The 18983-nt window shown below is 69.8% G+C and carries 16 protein-coding genes, 1 tRNA gene and 1 pseudogene; 13 read left to right on the top strand and 5 right to left on the bottom strand.

All coding sequences use genetic code 11. The annotated features are described in order from the left end of the window. Window positions 1-122: 122 nt before the first annotated feature. From ACQ0O7_RS08555 to ACQ0O7_RS08545, 3 genes are read left to right on the top strand one after another with little or no spacing between them, the layout of a single operon-like run. Complete coding sequence (locus ACQ0O7_RS08555) at window positions 123-878, top strand: hypothetical protein (protein ID WP_430781263.1); 756 nt, start codon at window positions 123-125, stop codon at window positions 876-878. A gap of 23 nt (window positions 879-901) precedes the next feature. After that, a complete protein-coding gene (locus tag ACQ0O7_RS08550; protein ID WP_430781262.1) occupies window positions 902-1852 on the top strand; it encodes an ArsA family ATPase in 951 nt (316 codons plus the stop codon). A 39-nt stretch (window positions 1853-1891) separates the two neighbouring features. Beyond that, window positions 1892-3031, top strand: a complete 1140-nt coding sequence (locus ACQ0O7_RS08545; protein ID WP_430781261.1) for an ArsA family ATPase — start codon at window positions 1892-1894, stop codon at window positions 3029-3031. Between the two features lie 19 nt (window positions 3032-3050). On the opposite strand, the gene ACQ0O7_RS08540 is transcribed toward ACQ0O7_RS08545, so the two are convergent. Further along, complete coding sequence (locus ACQ0O7_RS08540) at window positions 3051-3353, bottom strand: WhiB family transcriptional regulator (protein WP_041832981.1); 303 nt, start codon at window positions 3351-3353, stop codon at window positions 3051-3053. A 311-nt stretch (window positions 3354-3664) separates the two neighbouring features. Between ACQ0O7_RS08540 and ACQ0O7_RS08535 the strand changes: the two genes are divergently transcribed. Continuing rightward, window positions 3665-6070, top strand: a complete 2406-nt coding sequence (locus ACQ0O7_RS08535; protein ID WP_430781260.1) for a transglycosylase domain-containing protein — start codon at window positions 3665-3667, stop codon at window positions 6068-6070. A gap of 90 nt (window positions 6071-6160) precedes the next feature. Here ACQ0O7_RS08535 and ACQ0O7_RS08530 read toward each other — a convergent pair whose 3' ends face one another. Then, entirely contained in the window at window positions 6161-6613 is a 453-nt protein-coding gene (locus ACQ0O7_RS08530) for a GatB/YqeY domain-containing protein (protein ID WP_430781259.1), read from the bottom strand. A gap of 25 nt (window positions 6614-6638) precedes the next feature. Between ACQ0O7_RS08530 and ACQ0O7_RS08525 the strand changes: the two genes are divergently transcribed. Together ACQ0O7_RS08525 and ACQ0O7_RS08520 are read left to right on the top strand one after the other, a co-directional pair. Then, window positions 6639-7532, top strand: a complete 894-nt coding sequence (locus ACQ0O7_RS08525; RefSeq protein WP_430781258.1) for a metallophosphoesterase — start codon at window positions 6639-6641, stop codon at window positions 7530-7532. Between the two features lie 317 nt (window positions 7533-7849). Next, window positions 7850-7926: transfer RNA gene (locus tag ACQ0O7_RS08520), tRNA-Pro, on the top strand. 298 nt (window positions 7927-8224) lie between these two features. Here ACQ0O7_RS08520 and ACQ0O7_RS08515 read toward each other — a convergent pair. Further along, window positions 8225-8494: a hypothetical protein gene (locus ACQ0O7_RS08515; RefSeq protein ID WP_430781257.1), complete on the bottom strand. Its 270-nt coding sequence runs from the start codon at window positions 8492-8494 to the stop codon at window positions 8225-8227. A gap of 169 nt (window positions 8495-8663) precedes the next feature. Between ACQ0O7_RS08515 and pyrE the strand changes: the two genes are divergently transcribed. Then, entirely contained in the window at window positions 8664-9191 is a 528-nt protein-coding gene (gene pyrE, locus ACQ0O7_RS08510) for an orotate phosphoribosyltransferase (RefSeq protein ID WP_430781256.1), read from the top strand. A 516-nt stretch (window positions 9192-9707) separates the two neighbouring features. Here pyrE and ACQ0O7_RS08505 read toward each other — a convergent pair. Both ACQ0O7_RS08505 and ACQ0O7_RS08500 read right to left on the bottom strand, forming a co-directional pair. Then, the gene (locus tag ACQ0O7_RS08505; RefSeq protein ID WP_430781255.1) at window positions 9708-10775 is read right to left on the bottom strand and encodes an aspartate-semialdehyde dehydrogenase; all 1068 of its coding nucleotides are present in this window, start codon (window positions 10773-10775) and stop codon (window positions 9708-9710) included. A gap of 8 nt (window positions 10776-10783) precedes the next feature. After that, window positions 10784-12049: an aspartate kinase gene (locus ACQ0O7_RS08500; protein WP_430781254.1), complete on the bottom strand. Its 1266-nt coding sequence runs from the start codon at window positions 12047-12049 to the stop codon at window positions 10784-10786. A gap of 162 nt (window positions 12050-12211) precedes the next feature. Between ACQ0O7_RS08500 and ACQ0O7_RS08495 the strand changes: the two genes are divergently transcribed. The 6 genes and pseudogenes from ACQ0O7_RS08495 to ACQ0O7_RS08470 all read left to right on the top strand — a co-directional run bounded on the left by ACQ0O7_RS08495 (window position 12212) and on the right by ACQ0O7_RS08470 (window position 18980). After that, window positions 12212-12985: a hypothetical protein gene (locus ACQ0O7_RS08495; RefSeq protein WP_430781253.1), complete on the top strand. Its 774-nt coding sequence runs from the start codon at window positions 12212-12214 to the stop codon at window positions 12983-12985. A gap of 191 nt (window positions 12986-13176) precedes the next feature. After that, a complete protein-coding gene (gene leuA / locus ACQ0O7_RS08490; protein WP_430781252.1) occupies window positions 13177-14901 on the top strand; it encodes a 2-isopropylmalate synthase in 1725 nt (574 codons plus the stop codon). 22 nt (window positions 14902-14923) lie between these two features. Then, complete coding sequence (locus ACQ0O7_RS08485; protein WP_430781251.1) at window positions 14924-15601, top strand: HNH endonuclease family protein; 678 nt, start codon at window positions 14924-14926, stop codon at window positions 15599-15601. Window positions 15602-15621: 20 nt separating this feature from the next. Then, window positions 15622-15864: pseudogene (locus ACQ0O7_RS08480) on the top strand (hypothetical protein); the annotation flags it as partial. Window positions 15865-15905: 41 nt separating this feature from the next. After that, the gene (locus ACQ0O7_RS08475) at window positions 15906-17462 is read left to right on the top strand and encodes a beta-N-acetylhexosaminidase (RefSeq protein WP_430781250.1); all 1557 of its coding nucleotides are present in this window, start codon (window positions 15906-15908) and stop codon (window positions 17460-17462) included. A gap of 72 nt (window positions 17463-17534) precedes the next feature. Continuing rightward, window positions 17535-18980 carry a calcium-binding protein gene (locus tag ACQ0O7_RS08470; RefSeq protein ID WP_430781249.1) on the top strand — a complete coding sequence of 482 codons (1446 nt, stop codon included), beginning with the start codon at window positions 17535-17537 and terminating at the stop codon, window positions 18978-18980. Window positions 18981-18983: the final 3 nt, after the last annotated feature.

Here is an 18983-nt window from a genome sequence, read left to right as displayed (position 1 = left end):
TCCTTCACGTCGGATACGCGCACAGCTTAGGACGCGGGCGACCGGCGGGTTGGCTAGGCTGAGCGGGAAATGTGTACTTAAAGCGCACAAGCCATCACTTAGTGCAATGAGTGGAGGATGTCGTGACGCACCACTGGGGCGGGCACCCGGAGCCGCCACCGCTGCCCGAGCCGGAACCGCCGATGCCGATCCCGCCCGAGGAGCCGATCCCGCTGCCCGAGCCGCCGCACCTGCAGGCGCTGCGGTCGAAGATGCAGCAGACCGACTTCGACACCGCGGAGCACCCGGTCGTGCCCCCGGAGGTGATGCCGGGGGTGATCTCGGCCACGCCGGCCGAGCCGTGGCGGGCCCGGCACGAGAAGCCGGGCGAGTGGCAGCACCCGCCACCACCCGCGCCCGAGCCGATCTGGGTGGGGCCCACCGCGGCGGCCGACCCGCGACGGCGCTCGACGGTCTTCCTGTCGGTGGCCTTCGTGGCCACCCTGGCCCTCTGCGGCGGCGGGGCGGTCTCCGCCTACTACCTGCTCCGGGAGGCCGACAGCCCCGGCTCACCGGACCCGGCGACAGCGGTCAACCGGTTCCTGACCGCGGTCTACACCCAGCAGGACGCGACCGCCGCCCGGGATCTGGTGTGCAGCAAATCACGCGACGAGGGCAAGCTGGCCACCCGTGTCGAGCAGATCAGCTCGTACGCGGACGCGCATGTGGGTCCGGTCTTCCGCTGGGACGAACCGGCGGTGGCCGACCGCGACGACGAGCGGGCCCGGGTCGACGTGCGCGTCGTCATGTCGACCGAGGACGAGAAGACCGCCGCCCAGGACCTCCGTTTCACCGTCGTCCGGAAGACCGGCTGGCTGGTCTGCGAGGTCGCCGGCTGACACCTGCCCGTAACGTGGGACGTATGGGCGAACACCGCAACTGGCCGGAGCGGCTGCACGTGGTGACCGGCAAGGGCGGCACCGGCAAGAGCACCGTGGCGACGGCCTTGGCACTGGGTCTGGCAGCCGGCGGCCGGCGCACGCTTCTCGTCGAGGTGGAGGGCCGGCAGGGCATCGCCCAGTTGTTCGGCCTCGACCCGCTGCCGTACGCGGAGCGACGGGTGGCCACCACCACCGGCGGGGGCGAGGTCCGCGCGCTGGCGGTGGATCCCGAGGAGGCTCTCCTCGAATACCTGGACATGTTCTACAAGCTCGGCGCGGCCGGGCGGGTGCTGCGCAAGGTCGGCGCCATCGACTTCGCCACCACCATCGCCCCGGGGCTGCGCGACGTGCTGCTCACCGGGAAGGTGAAAGAGGCCACCACCCGCGCCAGGGACGGCCGCCGGGTGTACGACGCGGTGGTGCTGGACGCCCCGCCGACCGGCCGGGTGGGCCGGTTCCTCAACGTCACCGAGGAGACCCGCAAGCTGGTCAAGGTCGGCCCGATCAAGACCCAGAGCGAGGGGGTGGCGTCCCTGCTGCGCTCGCCGATGACGGCGGTGCACGTGGTGACGCTGCTGGAGGAGATGCCGGTCCAGGAGACGCTGGACGCCATCGCCGAGCTGTCCGCGCTGAACATCCCGGTCGGGCGGGTGGTGGTGAACGGCGCCCGGCCCCCGCTGCTGGCCGACGGCCGGGTGACCAAGGCCGAGATCAAGCGCGGCCTGACCGCCGCCGGGCTGGCCGCCGGCACCGCCACGGTGAACCGGCTGGCCGCCGAGGCGCAGGCCCATCTGACCCGGCGTGAGCTGGAGGAGTCGCTGCGGATGGAGCTGGCCGAGCTGGGCCGTCCGCTGGTCGAGCTACCGCAGCTCCCGGACGGCGTCGACCGGGACGGTCTGGGTGACCTGGCCGTCCGCCTGATGCGGGCTTGATCAAGGGATTGTCCGATCAAGACGCACTACCCTGAGAAGGTGGCTGACGTGACGGCTCCCCGGCTCGACATCGACGCTCTGCTGGCCGACCCGGCCATCCGCATCGTGGTCTGCTGCGGCGCCGGCGGGGTCGGCAAGACGACCACCGCCGCGGCGCTCGGGCTGCGCGCGGCCGAGGTGCACGGGCGGCGGACCGTGGTGCTCACCATCGACCCGGCCCGGCGGCTCGCCCAGTCGATGGGCCTGACCGAGCTGGACAACACTCCGCGGCAGGTCAAGGGCATCGACGTGGAGGGCAGCGGCGGCGAGTTGCACGCCATGATGCTCGACATGAAGCGCACCTTCGACGAGGTGGTCGAGCAGCACACCACCCCGGCGCGCGCCCAGGAGATCTTCGCCAACCCGTTCTACCAGGCCATGAGCTCGACCTTCGCCGGCACCCAGGAGTACATGGCGATGGAGAAGCTGGGCCAGCTCCGGGCCGGCGACGAGTGGGACCTGATCGTGGTCGACACCCCACCGTCCCGGTCCGCGCTCGACTTCCTGGACGCGCCGGCCCGGCTGTCCCGGTTCCTGGACGGCCGGATGCTGCGGATGCTGATGGCCCCCGCCCGCGCCGGCGGCCGGAGCGTGTTCAGCCTGGTCACCGCGTCGTTCGGGCTGTTCGCCAAGACCGTGCAGAAGGTCCTGGGCGCGCAACTGCTCACCGACCTGTCCGGTTTCGTGGCGGCGCTGGACTCGATGTTCGGCGGCTTCCGGCAGCGCGCCGACCAGACGTACCGGATCCTGCAGGACCCGCAGACCGCGTTCCTGCTGGTCGCCGCACCCGAGCGGGACGCCATCCGGGAGGCGGCCTACTTCGCGGAGCGGCTGGTGTCCGAGCGGATGCCGCTCAGTGGCCTGGTGCTCAACCGGATGCACAGCGCCGACACGGGCGGCCTGGACGCGGCGGAGAGCGAGGCCGCGGCGGAGCGCCTGGCCGCGGAGGACGACCACCGGGTCGCCGCGGACGTGCTGCGGATCCACGCCTCGCTGGTGCGGCAGGGTGAGCGGGAGGCGGGGGTCGCGGCCGGTTTCACCGAGGCCTTCCCGGCGGTGCCGACCACCTCGATCGCGGCACAGCCCGCCGACGTCCATGACGTCGACGGGCTGCGAACGATCGGAGCGCTGCTCGCCTGAATCGGCGGGCGGCGCCTGATCAGCGGGTGGAGACGAGCACCTTGTCGGCGCCCTTCTCCCGCAGTGCGGCTTCGAACATCTTCCGCCAGCTCGCCACATGCGGGTGCCGGCGCAGAAGTGCACGCCGCTCCCGTTCCGTCATGCCTCCCCAGACACCGAACTCGATGCGGTTGTCCAGAGCGTCGGCGAGGCATTCGTAGCGGACCGGGCAGCTGCGGCAGATCCTCTTCGCCACGTTCTGCTCGGCGCCCTGCACGAACAACGCGTCAGGGTCGCCACTCTGACACGCGGCCATGCTGGGCCAGTCGCTGATCATCCCCACGGTAAACGTCCCCCCTTGCTGTCACCCCCTGACGCCGGTGGCTTCCCTGTTCCCCCAGGCCTGTCCCGGCGTCCGTGTCTCGCGGGACCATCATGCTCTGTAGTTGGGTGATTACGCAACGTTGTCCCTCAAATACGTATAGGCCGGTAGTTCCGGGCATAGCGGCCAGGCAACATCGGCCGAACGGGGGGTATCTTTGGTGCATAAGCCGAAAAACCCTCCGCCGACGGGGGTGACAGGTCACACTCACTACGGGCGGGACGGCCCTCGTTGATGGGCAGACGTGTGCAACTGTCGCGTACCCTGCTCAGGTGACCTCCTGGTTTCGCAGACGCGATCACAACATCTTCACGAACGCCACCTCGCTACTGGTCTGTGGCCTGCTAGCCGGTGTCGTCGTGGCGGCTGCCGCCTTCCCCGCCGCAGCCATGACCGGACTGGCAGCCAAGGCGGGCGGTAAGACGTTCGCGAACCTGCCCAGTGAGCTCAAGGAATTCAGTTCACCGCAGATCACCAGGGCGTACGCGTCCGACGGCAAGACCCAGATCGCGGTGTTCTACGACGAGTTCCGCAGCGACGTCCCGCTGAAGGACATCTCGCCACACATGCAGGCGGCGATCCTGGCCGCCGAGGACCGCAAGTTCATGGAACACAACGGCGTCGACCTGAAGGGTGTGGCCCGCGCGTTCGTCAGCAACAACCAGGGCGGCACGCAGCAGGGCGCCTCGACCCTCACCATGCAGTACGTGCGGATGTCTCTCGCCTACTCGGCGACGAACCCGCAGGAGGTGATCGACGCCACCGAGGACAGCCCCAAGCGCAAGATCAACGAGATGAAGTACGCGCTGCAGATCGAGAAGCAGCTCACCAAGGAACAGATCCTGGAGCGCTACCTCAACATCGCGCCGTTCGGCAACCAGGCCTACGGCGTCTTCGCCGCCAGCCAGGTCTACTTCAACAAGAAGCCGAAGGACCTCAACGCCGGTGAGGCCGCCATGCTGGCCGGCATGGTGAAGGCGCCGAGCAGCTTCAACCCGACCGTGCCGAGCGGCCTGGAGCAGATCACCGAGCGCCGCAACAACTACATCATCCCGGCCATGGCCTCGATGGGCGCGATCACGCCGGACGAGGCGGAGAAGGCCAAGAAGGTCAAGATCCCGACCAAGGTCAAGCAGGTCGGCCGGGGCTGCGCCTGGGTGGCGAAGAACCACTGGGGCTTCTTCTGCGACTTCTTCACCCGCTGGTGGAACGGCCAGGAGGCGTTCGGCGCGACGACGTACGACCGGGAGCGCCGCCTGAAGTCCGGTGGCTACCGGATCGTCACCACGCTCGACATCAAGGGTCAGGCCGGCGCCCGCAAGCAGGTCGCCGACCGGCAGTCCGACTCCAGCCCGAACGCGCTGCTGCTGGCCGGCGTCGAGCCCAACACCGGCAAGGTGCGGCTGCTCGCCACCAACCGCAAGTACAAGCTGGACGACAGCGAGAACCCGAAGAACAAGATGTCGTCGGACCCGAAGAAGGCCGCGAAGAAGATCCGGGGCACCCACCCGTACACCACGAACCCGCTGATGACCGGCGGTGGCGACATCACCGGCTACCAGGCCGGCTCGGTGTTCAAGATCTTCCCGATCATCGCCGCGCTGGAAGCCGGGTACCCACTCGCCTATCCCATCAAGGCGGAGAAACAGTACAAGTCGGGATACATCGTCGGGCCGGGCCCGGCCACCTGCGGTGGGCACTTCTACTGCCCGAAGAACTCCGGCGGCGGCGGTGAAGGCCTCTACACGATGTGGTCCGCCTTCGCGAAGTCGATCAACACGTACTTCATCCCGCTGCAGGAACGCGTCGGCACCGACAAGGTCGTCGCCGTCGCCAAGCGCTTCGGCGTCCAGTTCCGCGAGCCGAACGACGCCCGGATGACCACCAAGGAGGGCGGCGTCGAGCAGTGGGGCGCCTTCTCCCTCGGCGTCACCGCCTCCACCCCGCTGGACATGGCCAACGCCTACGCCACCCTCGCCGCCGACGGCAAGTACTGCGTGCCCACCCCGGTCGAGCAGATCAAGACCGCCGAGGGCGAGAAGATCGACATCGGCAAGCCGCACTGCATCCAGGCCACCACCAAGGACGTCGCCCGCGCCGCCCTCGACGCGGCCCGCTGCCCGGTCGGCGACTCGGCCCAGCTCGGCAGCTGCAACGGCGCCACCGCCGGCCCGACCAAGGGCATCGTGGGACACCCGGTCTTCGGCAAGTCCGGCACCACCGACGCCGACAAGACCGCCTCGCTGATCGTCGGCACCACGAAGATCGTCGTCGCGGGCTACATGGCCAACCCGGACTACCCGGACCACAAGGACCACATGTCGCACCCGATCATCAACCCCGCGGTGCAGTACACGGTTGCCAACTACATGGAGGGCAAACCGAAGGTCCAGTTCAAGAAACCGGGCAGTTCCAAGATTGCGTACGGCGAACAGCGCTCGATCCCGGACGTGACCTGCGACTCGGTCTCCGCGGCCACCAACCGCCTGGAAGACGCCGGCTTCAGCGTCTCCCGCGGCTCCTCGATCGAATCCTCCTGCCCGGAAGGGACCGTCGCCGGCACCAACCCGTCCGGCCGTACCGTCAAGAACGGTGTGGTCGTCCTGGAGATCAGCGGCGGCAAGAAGGAAGACGAGAAGCCCAACCCCAACGACAGCAGCCCACCGCGACGTAACTAATCGTCGGAACGACGAAACGGCCGGGAGAGTCACTCTCCCGGCCGTTTCGTCGTTCAGGGGCGCTCTCAGCGCCGTTCCCGGCGCCTTCCGCTAGGCCAGCTGGCGGCGGACCTCGGCGGCGACCCGGCCACCGTCCGCGCGGCCGGCCACCGCGCCCTGCGCCGCCTTCATCGCCGGGCCCATCTGCGCCTTGCCGGTGAACCCGCCGGCCGCCAGCGCGCCCGCCACCAGATCGGCGATCTCCGCGTCGGTCAGCTGCTTCGGCAGATAGCGGTCCAGGACCTCACCCTCGGCCGTCTCCTTCGCCGCCTGCTCGTCCCGGCCCGCACCGGCGAAAGCGGTCGCCGCCTCCCGGCGCTTCTTCGCCTCCTTGGTCAGCACCGCCAGCACCTCGGCGTCGGAGAGCTCACGGGCCTCCACCCCGGCGACCTCGGCGGTCCGCACCGCGGACAGCGCCATCCGCAGCGTCGACGTGGTCAGGTCGTCCCGGGACTTCATCGCGGTGTGCAGGTCATCGTTCAGGCGGTCTTTCAACGTTCCCATGGAGGGAGAAACTACCCTTGCCGACATGCGTAAGCGCTCCCTTATTTCGGCCGCCGCCGCTCTGACCGCAGTCGGCGGCGCGACGCTCGCCTATGCCTCCCTCGTCGAGCGCAACATGTTCACGCTCCGGCGCTTCGACGTCCCGGTGCTCGAACCGGACGCCGAACCACTGCGCATCCTGCACCTCAGCGACCTGCACATGATGCCCGGCCAGCGCCGCAAGCAGGACTGGGTGGCCGCCCTCGCCGGCGCCGACCCCGACCTGGTCGTGGTCACCGGCGACAACATGGCCGACCCGGACTCGGTCCCCGGCGTGCTCCGCGCCCTCGACCCGCTGCTGGCCCGGCCCGGGGCGTTCGTCTTCGGCTCCAACGACTACCGCGGCCCGGTGTGGAAGAACCCGTTGCAATACCTACTGCCCGACCGGGAGTACGTGCAGGGAGCCGACCTGCCCGCCGAAGAACTCCGGGAGGCCTTCACCGACGCCGGCTGGGCCGACCTGAACAACAACCGCACCGTGCTGAAAGCCGGCGGCCGCTCCATCGAGCTGGCCGGTGTCGACGACCCACACATCGAACGCGACGACTACCCGTCGGTGGCCGGCCCGATCAGCACCGGCGCCGACCTGCACATCGGCGTCACCCACACCCCCGCCTCACACGTCCTGGACGGCATGGCGGCCGACGGATTCGCCCTGCTGCTGGCCGGCCACACCCACGGCGGCCAGGTGTGTGTGCCGTTCTACGGCGCCCTGACCACCAACTGCGACCTGCCCACCGCGATGGCCAAGGGCCTGCACCGCTGGCCCGGCTCGGACGCGTGGCTGCACGTGTCGGCCGGACTGGGCACCCATCCCACCGCCCCGATCCGCTTCGCCTGCCGCCCGGAGGCCTCCCTGCTCACCCTGATCCCCCGCTGACCGCTTCCTTCACGGGCCGGTCCCGTGGACCGCTCCTCCCGGCGGTCCAGTTACCTGGCCGGTCGCCGCCTCGGCCGGTCATCGCCTCGGCCGGTCATCGCAGATCGGTCCCACTGACCGGGCCAGGTGACCGGCTCCCCCGCGGCCTCCGGCTACCGCCGGCCGAGCAGGGCTTCCCCGGCCCCACTCTAGACCGGCTTGCCCCACCCGACGGCCGCTGGAAACCCCTCCCACCCATTCTGAGCTGGTGTTTTATCTTTTGGGGATACCGGTTGTGAGGGGTGGCCGGGGACCCGCTAGTATTTATCTCGCAGCGACGGGGTGTGGCGCAGCTTGGTAGCGCGCTTCGTTCGGGACGAAGAGGCCGTGGGTTCAAATCCCGCCACCCCGACCAGATGTTGCACGTGAGGCCCGGTTCACCGATCAGGTGAGCCGGGTTTTCGCTTTCCGGCCGACCATATTTCCGGCCACTCCTCTGCCCGACGGCCCACTCCTCTGTCCGACGGCCCGGCCCTCTGTCCGACGGCCGGCCCTTGTCCAGCGGCCCGGCCCTCCGGACGGGCGCGCATCAAGGCCGGCCCTCTCTGGTCGACCGTACTTTCGTCCGGCAGGCGCTCCCAGGAACGGAAAACCGGCCCACGATCGGTGCCGCGGGCCGGTGATGCCCGGACGGTGCGCCGGGCGGCATGGTTCTACAGGGCCATCTGTGGGCCGACGGTGCGTGGGGCCATCTGCTGAGGTACCGCGTACGGCCCCAGCATCGACTCGACCGCTGGAGCGACGGACGGGCGCTCGGACAGCTGCATGAGCCGGGTGGCGCGAGCCAGCGAGCCGGTCTCGCCGTCACGGAAGCCCTCGCGGTAGCCGCGTTCGTAGCGTTCGCCGCGGCCCATCGCCCGGCCGAGGGCGAAGCAGGAGGAACCGGCGAGGGCGAGCAGGAAGAGCATCGCGAAGGGTGTCACAGAACTATCCTTCCGGGCGCAAGCCACTAATTAGGCGAAAATTACCCTAAAAAGGCATACGTTGCCTTAGGGAGGAGATCAAGTACGCCAACGGGTGACCGTCGGTACCGACCCGTTACCTCGGACCTTCCCGGCGACCGCGCGGCCCGGCCTGACAGACTGGATCCTTGTGACTGACTCCATCGACCTCGCCCGTCAGGTCCGCAGCGTGAGCCGCCTCACCGGCGAGTTCACGCTCCGCTCGGGCCGGACCGCCACCGAGTATTTCGACAAGTACCAGTTCGAGGCCGACCCAATCCTGCTCGACCAGCTCGCCGAACGCCTGGCCGTCCTCATCCCGGAGGGCACCGAGGTGCTGGCCGGGCTGGAGATGGGCGGCATCGCCGTGGTGACCGCCCTGGCCCGGCACGCGAAGCTGCCGACCGCGTTCGTCCGCAAGCAGGCGAAGCAGTACGGCACCGCGCGTCTCGCCGAGGGCGCCGAGGTGGCCGGCCGCCGGGTGCTGATCGTCGAGGACGTGGTGACCTCCGGCGGTCAGGTGGTGCTCTCCACCAACGACCTGCGGAAGCTGGGCGCCCACGTGGATCACGCGGTCTGCGTCATCGACCGGCAGGAGGGTGGCGCCCAGGCGCTGGCCGCCGAGGGCATCACGCTGCGCGCCCTGCTGACCCGGGCCGAGCTCGACGCCGCCGCCTGACAGCCGTCCGCGCCGCAGCCGACCACACCCCACAGTGTGCCAACCTGCGGCGCGGATCCGACCACAGATCGGCACGCAAACCGCACCCACCCACAGCGTGCCAACCTACGGCGCACATCCGACCACAAAACGGCACGCGAACCGGAACCGGCCGCACCGTGCCAACTTACGGCGCACATCCGACCACAAAACGGCACGCGGGGCGCACCCGGCCGCCGCGTGCCGAGCTGCGGCGCGGATCCGACCACAAAACGGCACGCGGGGCGCACCCGGCCGCCGCGTGCCAAGTTGCGGTGCAAGCCCGACCACAAAGTGGCACGCGAACTGGAACCGGTCGCAGCGTGCCGAGCTACGGCGCGGATCCGACCACAAAACGGCACGCAGGGGGTGCCCGGCCGCAGCGTGCCGAGCTACGGCGCGGATCCGACCACAAAACGGCACGCGGGGGGTGCCCGGGCGCAGCGTGCCGAGCTGCGGTGCGGATCCGACCGCAGAGCGGCACGCTGCGGCCGGGTGTCAGGGGGTGGCGCGTTTGGTGATCTCGGTGGCCAGCAGTTCGGCGATCTGGACGGTGTTCAGGGCAGCGCCCTTGCGCATGTTGTCGCCGGTGATGAAGAGGGACAGGGCCCTCGGGTCGTCCATCGCCCGGCGGATGCGGCCCACCCAGGACGGGTCGGTGCCGACCGCGTCGATCGGCATCGGGAACTCGCCCGCCTCCGGATCGTCGACCAGGATCACGCCGGGCGCGTTGCGCAGCACCTGACGGGCACCGTCCACGGTCACCTCGGAGGCGAAGACGGCGTGCACGGCGATGGAGTGTCCGGTCACCACCGGGACGCGGACACAGGTGGCGGAGACTTTCAGGGCCGGCAGGCCGATGATCTTCCGGGTCTCGTTGCGGAGTTTGAGTTCCTCCGAGGACCAGCCGAGGTCGGCCAGGTCACCGGACCAGGGCACCACGTTGAGCGCCAGCGGGGCCGGGAACGGGCCCAGATCGTCGCCGACGGCCTGCCGGACGTTGCCCGGCCGGCCGCCGAGCAACCGGTCGCCGGCCACTTTGGTGAGCTGGTCGTGCAGGGTGTCGATGCCGATCTGGCCGGCGCCGGAGGCGGACTGGTAGGAGGCGAGGACCAGCTCGCGCAGCCCGTACTCGTCGTGCAGCGGCGCCATCGCGATGATCATCGCCGCGGTGGTGCAGTTGGCGCTGGAGACGATGCCGATCGGGCGATGCCGGACCGCGTCCCGGTTGACCTCGGGCACGACCAGTGGCACGTCGGGGCGCATCCGGAAGGCGGACGAGTTGTCCACCACGATGGCGCCCCGGGCGACCGCGATCGGCGCCCAGTGCTCGGAGACGGCGTCGGGCACGTCGAACATCGCCACGTCGACGCCGTCGAACGCCTCGGCGGTCAGCTCGGCCACGTCCAGGCGCTCGCCGCGGCAGGTCAGCGACTTGCCGGCGGATCGCGCCGAGGCGAGGAGCCGGATCTCGCCCCAGTGGTTGCGCCGGGACGAGAGCAGCTCGAGCATGACGGATCCGACGGAGCCGGTGGCTCCGACGACGGCGAGCGTGGGCTGCGCCATCGACCGGGTTACCGGCCGGTCCCGCCGTAGACGACGGCCTCCTCGGAGCCGCCCAGCTCGAACTGGGCGTGCACGGCGCGGACGGCGGTGTCCAGGTCGGTGTCGCGGCAGACGACCGAGACCCGGATCTCCGAGGTGGAGATCATCTCGATGTTGACGCCGGCCTCGCCGATGCAGGCGAAGAACGACGCGGCGACCCCGGGGTGCGAGCGCATGCCGGCGCCGACCAGCGAGACCTTGCCGATGTGGTCGTCGAAGAGCAGGCTCTTGAACTTGACCTGGTCCTTGATCTTGTCGAGGGCGGTCATCGCGGTGGTGCCGTCGGCTTTCGGCAGCGTGAACGAGATGTCGGTGCGGCCGGTGCCCTCGGTCGACACGTTCTGCACGATCATGTCGATGTTGATCTCGGCCTTGGCGACCGTCTCGAAGATGCGGCCGGCCGAGCCGGGCTCATCGGGCACGCCGACAATCGTGATCTTGGCATCGCTGCGCTCGTGCGCGACCCCGGTGATCAGTGCGTTCTCCACGTCAGGGTCCTCCATCGAGCCGGTGACGAACGTGCCTTCTTTGTTCGAGTACGAAGAGCGTACGTGGATCGGCACGTTGAAACGGCGCGCGTACTCCACGCATCGCAACATCAGCACTTTCGCGCCGCCGGCCGCGAGGTCGAGCATCTCCTCGTACGTGATCTTCTTGATGTGCTTGGCGTCCGGCACGATCCGCGGGTCGGCGGTGAAGACGCCGTCCACGTCGGTGTAGATCTCGCAGACGTCCGCGTGCAGGGCCGCGGCCAGGGCGACAGCCGTGGTGTCCGAGCCGCCGCGGCCGAGGGTGGTGATGTCCTTGGTGTCCTGCGACACCCCCTGGAAGCCGGCGACGATGGCGATGGCGCCCTCGTCGAGCGCGGTCCGCAGGCGGCCGGGGGTGACGTCGATGATGCGGGCCTTGCCGTGCACCGAGGTGGTCAGCACGCCGGCCTGGGATCCGGTGTAGGACCGGGCCTCGTAGCCCAGGTTGTGGATCGCCATGGCCAGCAGCGCCATCGAGATCCGCTCGCCGGAGGTCAGCAGCATGTCCAGCTCGCGGCCGGGCGGCAGGGGGCTGACCTGGTTGGCGAGGTCCATCAGCTCATCGGTGGTGTCACCCATCGCCGAGACGACGACCACGACGTCGTCGCCGGCCTTGCGGGCGGCCACGATGCGCTCCGCCACCCGCTTGATGCGCTCGGCGTTCGCGACGGACGAGCCACCGTACTTCTGCACCACAAGTGCCACGACGAATCATTCCTCCGAACTCGGCAACCGGAACCACACTAGCTTCGCCGGACCCCGGGCTCGACATGCGATCCCAGAATCCGGCCGGGCCGGCGCGACACGCCGGTGACCGCCGATGCGCCGTGCCGATGGCTGAGCGCGGTATGGGAGGAGAATGTCGCGATGCGCATTCCCTCCGCGCTGACCGCCGTGCTGCTGCTGGCGGTCGGCTTGACCGGCTGTGGCGACGATGAGTCGCCGGACACCACCCCCACGCCGTCCGCCGCGAGCCCGGCCGCCGGCCCCGAGCCGGGTGCCCGTGACGAGCTGGCCGGGCTGGCCGCGGTCGCCCTGGACCGCCGGTACGCCGCCCTCTACACGCTGTCCGACGGCGGCACCTCCCGTGAGGTGGTGGCCGCGGTCGCCGAGGACGGCGGCTGGCGGGTGGACATCCCGGCCGGTGCGCTCGGTGGCACCGCCGGGGTGACCGTGATCCGGGTGGCGAACGGCCTCTACCAGTGCACGCTGTCCACTCCGGCGGCGCCGGTCAGCCCGACCTGCGTACGCGTGGCGGAGAAGGGCGACCGGGTGCCCCGCCGGTACGACCCCCGGATCCAGCGCCTGTTCCGGCAGTGGCTGACCGTTTTCACCGATCAGAAGTCGCCGCTGGCGGTCTCCGCGGTGCAGCCGCTGGAGGGTGCGGAGGGCGCCTGTTACGCGGTCGACTCGGTGACCGCGGCGTCGGATCCGCCGGTGGACGTCGGCATCTACTGCTACTCCGAGGACGGTCTGCTGACCGCGGCCCGGGTCGGTTTCGGCACTCTCAAGCTGGTCCGCCAGGTGGCCGGTCCGGCGACGTTGCAGCTGCCCGGGCCGGAGGTGGCCGGCCAGCCGATGGGGATCGCGGAGGCGCCGCCGGTGGTGGTCCCGCCGAGCCTCGCCCCGTCGGCACAGTGACCGATTCGACTTCCCACCATCCGGGCGTTCGGTTAGCCGATCGCATTGCCTTGACGTAACGTGACTGGCGACATGTGGCAGGTGAACCTTCTCCTTCGCTGCCGCGACGAGGCCCCATTCCAGGTCGGCACCTCGTCGCGGAGGTGACGCACGCCGCCTGCTCGTCTTCTTCCTGACTGGAGCAGTCCCACATGTCCACTTCGTTTGATTCGCAGCGTCCCAGCAGCATGCCTTTCCAGCGGTACGAGTCGTACCAGAAGCAGTTCGACGTGAGCCTGCCCGACCGGCAGTGGCCCACCCGGGTGACCGAGAAGGCCCCTCGCTGGTGCGCGGTCGATCTGCGGGACGGCAATCAGGCGCTGATCGACCCGATGTCGCCGGAGCGCAAGCGGCGGATGTTCATGCTGCTGGTGAAGATGGGCTACAAGGAGATCGAGGTCGGTTTCCCGGCGGCGAGCCAGACCGATTTCGATTTCGTCCGCCAGCTGATCGAGCAGGATCTGATCCCGGACGACGTCACCATTCAGGTGCTGGTGCAGTGCCGTGAGCACCTGATCGACCGGACGTTCGAGTCGATCCGGGGCGCCAAGCGGGCCATCGTGCACTTCTACAACTCGACTTCGACGCTGCAGCGCCGGGTGGTGTTCGGCCTGGACAAGGACGGCATCACCGACATCGCGACGACGGGTGCCCGGCTCTGCCAGAAGTACGCGGAGATCCACACCCCGGACACCGAGATCTTCTACGAGTACTCCCCCGAGTCGTACACCGGCACCGAACTGGAGTACGCCCTGGAGATCTGCTCGGCGGTGATCGACGTGATCGACCCGACGCCGGACCGCCCGCTGATCATCAACCTGCCGGCCACCGTGGAGATGGCTACGCCGAACGTCTACGCCGACTCGATCGAGTGGATGCACCGGCACCTGCCCCGCCGGGACAGCGTGATCCTGAGCCTGCACCCGCACAACGACCGGGGCACCGGGGTGGCCGCCGCCGAGCTGGGCCTGCTGGCCGGTGCGGACCGGATCGAGGGCTGCCTGTTCGGCAACGGCGAGCGCACCGGCAACGTGGACCTGGTGACGCTGGGCCTGAACCTGTTCTCGCAGGGCATCGACCCGCAGGTGGACTTCTCGAACATCGACGAGATCAAGCGCACCGTGGAGTACTGCAACCAGCTGCCGGTGCACGAGCGTCACCCGTACGCGGGGGATCTGGTCTACACCGCCTTCTCCGGTTCGCACCAGGACGCGATCAAGAAGGGCTTCGTGGCGCTGCAGGCCGACGCCGACGCCGCGGGCACCGAGATCGACTCCTTCACCTGGGGTGTCCCCTACCTGCCGATCGACCCGAAGGACGTGGGCCGCACCTACGAGGCGGTCATCCGGGTCAACTCGCAGTCCGGCAAGGGCGGGGTGGCGTACATCATGAAGGAGGAGCACAAGCTGGATCTGCCGCGCCGGCTGCAGATCGAGTTCTCCGGCGTGGTGCAGCAGCACACCGATTCGGACGGCGGCGAGGTCTCCCCGCAGCAGATGTGGGACTACTTCGCCACCGAGTACCTGGTGGATCACCAGGTGGACCCGGCGATCCGGGTGGCGGGCTACACGACGGCCACTGTGGACGGCAAGGTGGAGATCGACGCGCAGGTGGCGCTGGGCCCGGAGCGGCGTTCGCTGACCGGTGTCGGCAACGGCCCGATCGACGCGTTCGTGCAGGCGGTCGCCCCGCTCGGGATCAGGGTGCGGGTGCTGGACTACAACGAGCACGCGCTGACCTCCGGCGGGGACGCGCAGGCGGCGGCCTATGTGGAGGTCGAGGTCGGCGAGACGGCGGTGTGGGGTGTCGGCATCGACGCGAACATCGTCAGCGCGTCCATCAAAGCGGTGACTAGCGCGATCAACCGCGCCCGCTGATTGGCGCTCTTCAAGATCCGGTATGAGACTGGGCTACGTGCCCCCACGTAGCTCAGTTCTCGCCGCCGCAGCCCTGTTCGCTCTTCTCGCCACCGCCGGATGTGAGGTCGCCACCACCGGCGAGCCCGGCACCCGGACCACCGAGTCCACCACCGGTTCGAGTCAGTCGAGGGATCCGGACGGCGCCCGCTCGAAACTCGGCGGCCTGACCGTCGCCGCCGAGGGGAAGATGACCGGTTACAGCCGGGAGAAGTTCCCGCACTGGCGTAGCGCCGGGTCGAACTGCGACGTTCGCGACACCGTGCTGGAGCGGGACGGCGATCAGGTGAAGCTGGACGGCTGCAATGTCGTCGCGGGCACCTGGGACAGCTTCTACGATGACAAGGTGATTGATTCACCGACAAAGGTGGACATCGACCACATGGTGCCGCTGGCCGCCGCCTGGCGTTCCGGTGCCGCCAAGTGGACGAACGAGGAGCGTGGCGACTTCGCCAACGACCTCGATCGCCCGCAGCTGTTCGCCGTCTCGGCCTCCTCCAACCGCTCCAAGGGTGACCAGGACCCGTCGACCTGGAAGCCGCCGGCTCAGGCCAGTTGGTGCGTTTACGCACAGGACTGGATTGAGGTGAAGAGCCACTGGAAACTCACGGTCACGGACAAGGAGAAGGCCGCTCTCGAGGAGATGCTGAGGACCTGCTGATGACCGATGTGGAGCAGAACGCCAGGACCACCGACATCGTGCCCGGACCGGGTGGCGTGATGACCGACGAGGTCGGCGTGGTCACCGGTGAGCTGACGTTGCGCAGCGAGTTCGCCGACGGCGAGGTCGTGGTGCGGGTGCAGTACCGGGAGGCCGAGGAGTGGTATGTGGTCACCGGCGGAAAGGCCGCGCTGGCCGATCCCGCCGACCTGGAGGCGGTGCACAACATCGCCGTCGGTCTGCTCCACCGGCCCGAAGGCTGAGCCGGCGGGCTGGGATTGCGCCCCGATCCTAGGATCTGGCGATGCGCACGGCCCGGATCGGCCTGACGGCTCTGGCATTGGCCCTGCCCACGTTCACCGCGACCGCCGCGGCGGGGCCTCCGCCCGGGCGTACCGCGATCGCTCTGACCGACGTCCTTCCGGCGGTCGCCGAGGCGGTTCCGGCGCCCGATGCCGCCTTCCGTCTCACTCCGGACACCGTGATCACCGCGTCCGGCGCGGCCACCGCGGTGGCCGGGTCGCTGGCCGCGGCGTGGCGGCCGGCCACCGGGTTCGCGCTGCCGGTGACCGAGACCGGTGACCGGGCGATCGCCCTGGTCCTGGAGCCGGGCCATCCGGCGGAGGGTTACCGGCTGGCGATCCGCGCGGGCGGTGTCGAGCTGGCCGCCACCCGCCCGGCCGGTCTGTTCGCCGGGGTGCAGACGTTGCGCCAGCTCCTGCCGGCGGAGATCGAGGCGAGGTCCGCGCGGCACGCACGGTGGGTCCTTCCCGGCGGGCGGATCAAGGACTTTCCGCGGTACGCCTACCGGGGCGCGATGCTCGACCTGGCCCGGCACTTCCACGAGCCGGCCGAGATCCGTGCCTACATCGACCGGATCAGCCGCTTCAAGATCAACCACTTGCACCTGCACCTCAGTGACGACCAGGGCTGGCGCATCCGGATCGACTCCTGGCCCCGGCTGACCGCGGTGGGTGGCGCGCCCGGCACCGGGGTCGGCGGGGCCGGCGGCGGTTTCCTGACCAAGGACGACTACCGGGAGCTGGTACGGTACGCCGCCGACCGGTTCGTCACCGTCGTCCCGGAGATCGACATGCCCGGGCACGTGAACGCCGCGCAGGTCGCCTATCCCGAGCTCACCTGTGACGGTGTGGCGCCCCGGCCGCGCACCGACATGCGGGTCGGCTACAGCTCGCTCTGCGCCGACCGGGAGGTCACCTACCGGTTCGCCGCGGACGTGATCCGGGAACTGGCCGAGATGACGCCCGGACCGTACCTGCACGTCGGCGGGGACGAGGCGATGTCCACCCCGCACGGCGCCTATCTGCGGTTCCAGCGCCGGGTGCTGCCGCTGGTCCGGGCGCACGGCAAGATCCCGGTCGGCTGGCACGAGATCGCCCAGTCGCCGGCCGCCGCCGAGAACGACGCGGTGATCCAGTTCTGGGGGCGGGAGCGCAACAGCCCGTCGGTGGCCGCCGCGGGCAGCCGCGTGGTGCTCTCCCCAGCGAACCGTACCTATCTGGACATGGAGTACGACCTGCTCACTCCGGGTGGGCTGGACTGGGCCGGGGCCATCGAGGTGCGGGACGCGTACGACTGGGATCCGGGTGCGCTGTTGAGTGACGTACCGGCGGAAAGGGTCCTGGGGGTTGAGGCTCCGCTGTGGTCGGAGACCCTGCGTGATCTAGATGACATCGAGTTCCTGGCGTTCCCGCGTCTGGTCGCGATCGCCGAGCTGGGCTGGTCGCCGCGGAGCGCGCACGACTGGGACTCGTTCCGCTCCCGCCTGGGCGGTTACGGCCCGCGCTGGGTCCGGCAGGGTGTGCGTTTCCACCGCTCGCCCGAGGTCCGCTGGTCCTGACCCCGATTTTCCGGACGTCGGGACGGTACCGAAACGTGGCGGCGACCATCTACGATCCGGAAAGTTCGATGAATGTTCATTCGGGGGAAGGAACAGTCCACGTTGTCCAGCAGATCCTGGCTGACCAGAGCCGGTATGGTCCTGCTCAGCGGCACCGCCGCGGCCGGCGCTCTCGCCGCGCCCGCACAGGCGGCCACCATCGGCCGCGCATCGGTCGACTTCAGCTCCGACGGGCGGCGAGTGGTCTTCGTCGCCGGCTCCGGCACCACCAACAAGATCGTCGTCACCCGTTCCGGCAACACGATCACCCTCGACGACCGGGCCGCCGTCAAGGCCGGCCCGGGCTGCACGGCCGTCAAGGGCGACAAGACCAAGGTCCGCTGCACCGACCCGAAGCCGATCACCCGTGTCCGGGTCGAGCTGGGCTCCGGCAACGACGAGGTCGTCAACCGCACCTCGGTGGCGCTGTCCGCCTTCGGTGGCGGCGGCAACGACGAGCTGACCGGCGGTTCCGGCCGGGACAAGCTGTACGGCGGCACCGGCCGGGACCGGCTGTCGGGCGGCGGCGGCGTCGACGCCCTCTATGGCGGTGACAGCGACGACGTGCTCACCGGCAACGCCGGGAACGACTACCTGGACGGCGGCAAGGGCCGCGACCGGGAGTACGGCGGATCCGGCAACGACCGGTTCGGCCAGCCCGACCGCGGCAAGGCCGAGGACGCCGACCTGGTCGCCGGGGGCGCCGGCTTCGACACCGTGACGTACAGCGGCAAGCGCGGCATCACCGCCGACTCCGACCGCGGCACGCGCGACGACGGCCGCAAGGGCGAGGGCGACACGCTGACCGGCGTCGAGGGCATCCACGGCGGCGACGGCAACGACCGCATCCACGGCGACAACGGCCCCAACCTGCTGGTCGGTGGGGGCGGCGACGACATCCTGCTGGGGTACGGCGGCAACGACTGGCTGCGTGACTACGGCAGCGGGAACGACCGGCTGGACGGTGGCGCGGGCGACGATCGGCTGGAGGCCGGCACCGGGGCCGACGTGATCACCGGCGGCGCCGGCTCGGACACCGTCGACTACCTCGGGCACCGCGGCCCGGTCACCGTCGACCTGGACGGGGCGAAGGGCGACGACGGTGTCCGCGGCGAGAAGGACACCGTCGGCGCGGACGTCGAGAACATCATCGGCACCGAGTACGGCGACACGCTCACCGGCAACGGCAGCGCCAACCGGATCGAGGGCGCCGTCGGCGACGACGTCATCCGCGGCGGGGCCGGCAACGACGTCCTGCTCGGCGGCGACGGCCTGGACCGGATCCTCGGCGAGGCCGGTGACGACAACCTCTCCGGCTCGTACGCCCCCGGCCACACCGCCGACGGCCATGTCGACGTGCTGGACGGCGGCGACGGGAACGACAACGCCGCCACCAGCGACGACACCTCGGTGAACACCGAGTACTCGACGCCGTTCACCATCCCGGTCTTCAACGAGAACTTCTACTTCGGAGCGTGATCT

This window comes from Actinoplanes sp. G11-F43 (assembly GCF_050589265.1).
Lineage (GTDB): Bacteria > Actinomycetota > Actinomycetes > Mycobacteriales > Micromonosporaceae > Actinoplanes.
This window is presented reverse-complemented; position numbering and strand designations above follow the sequence as displayed.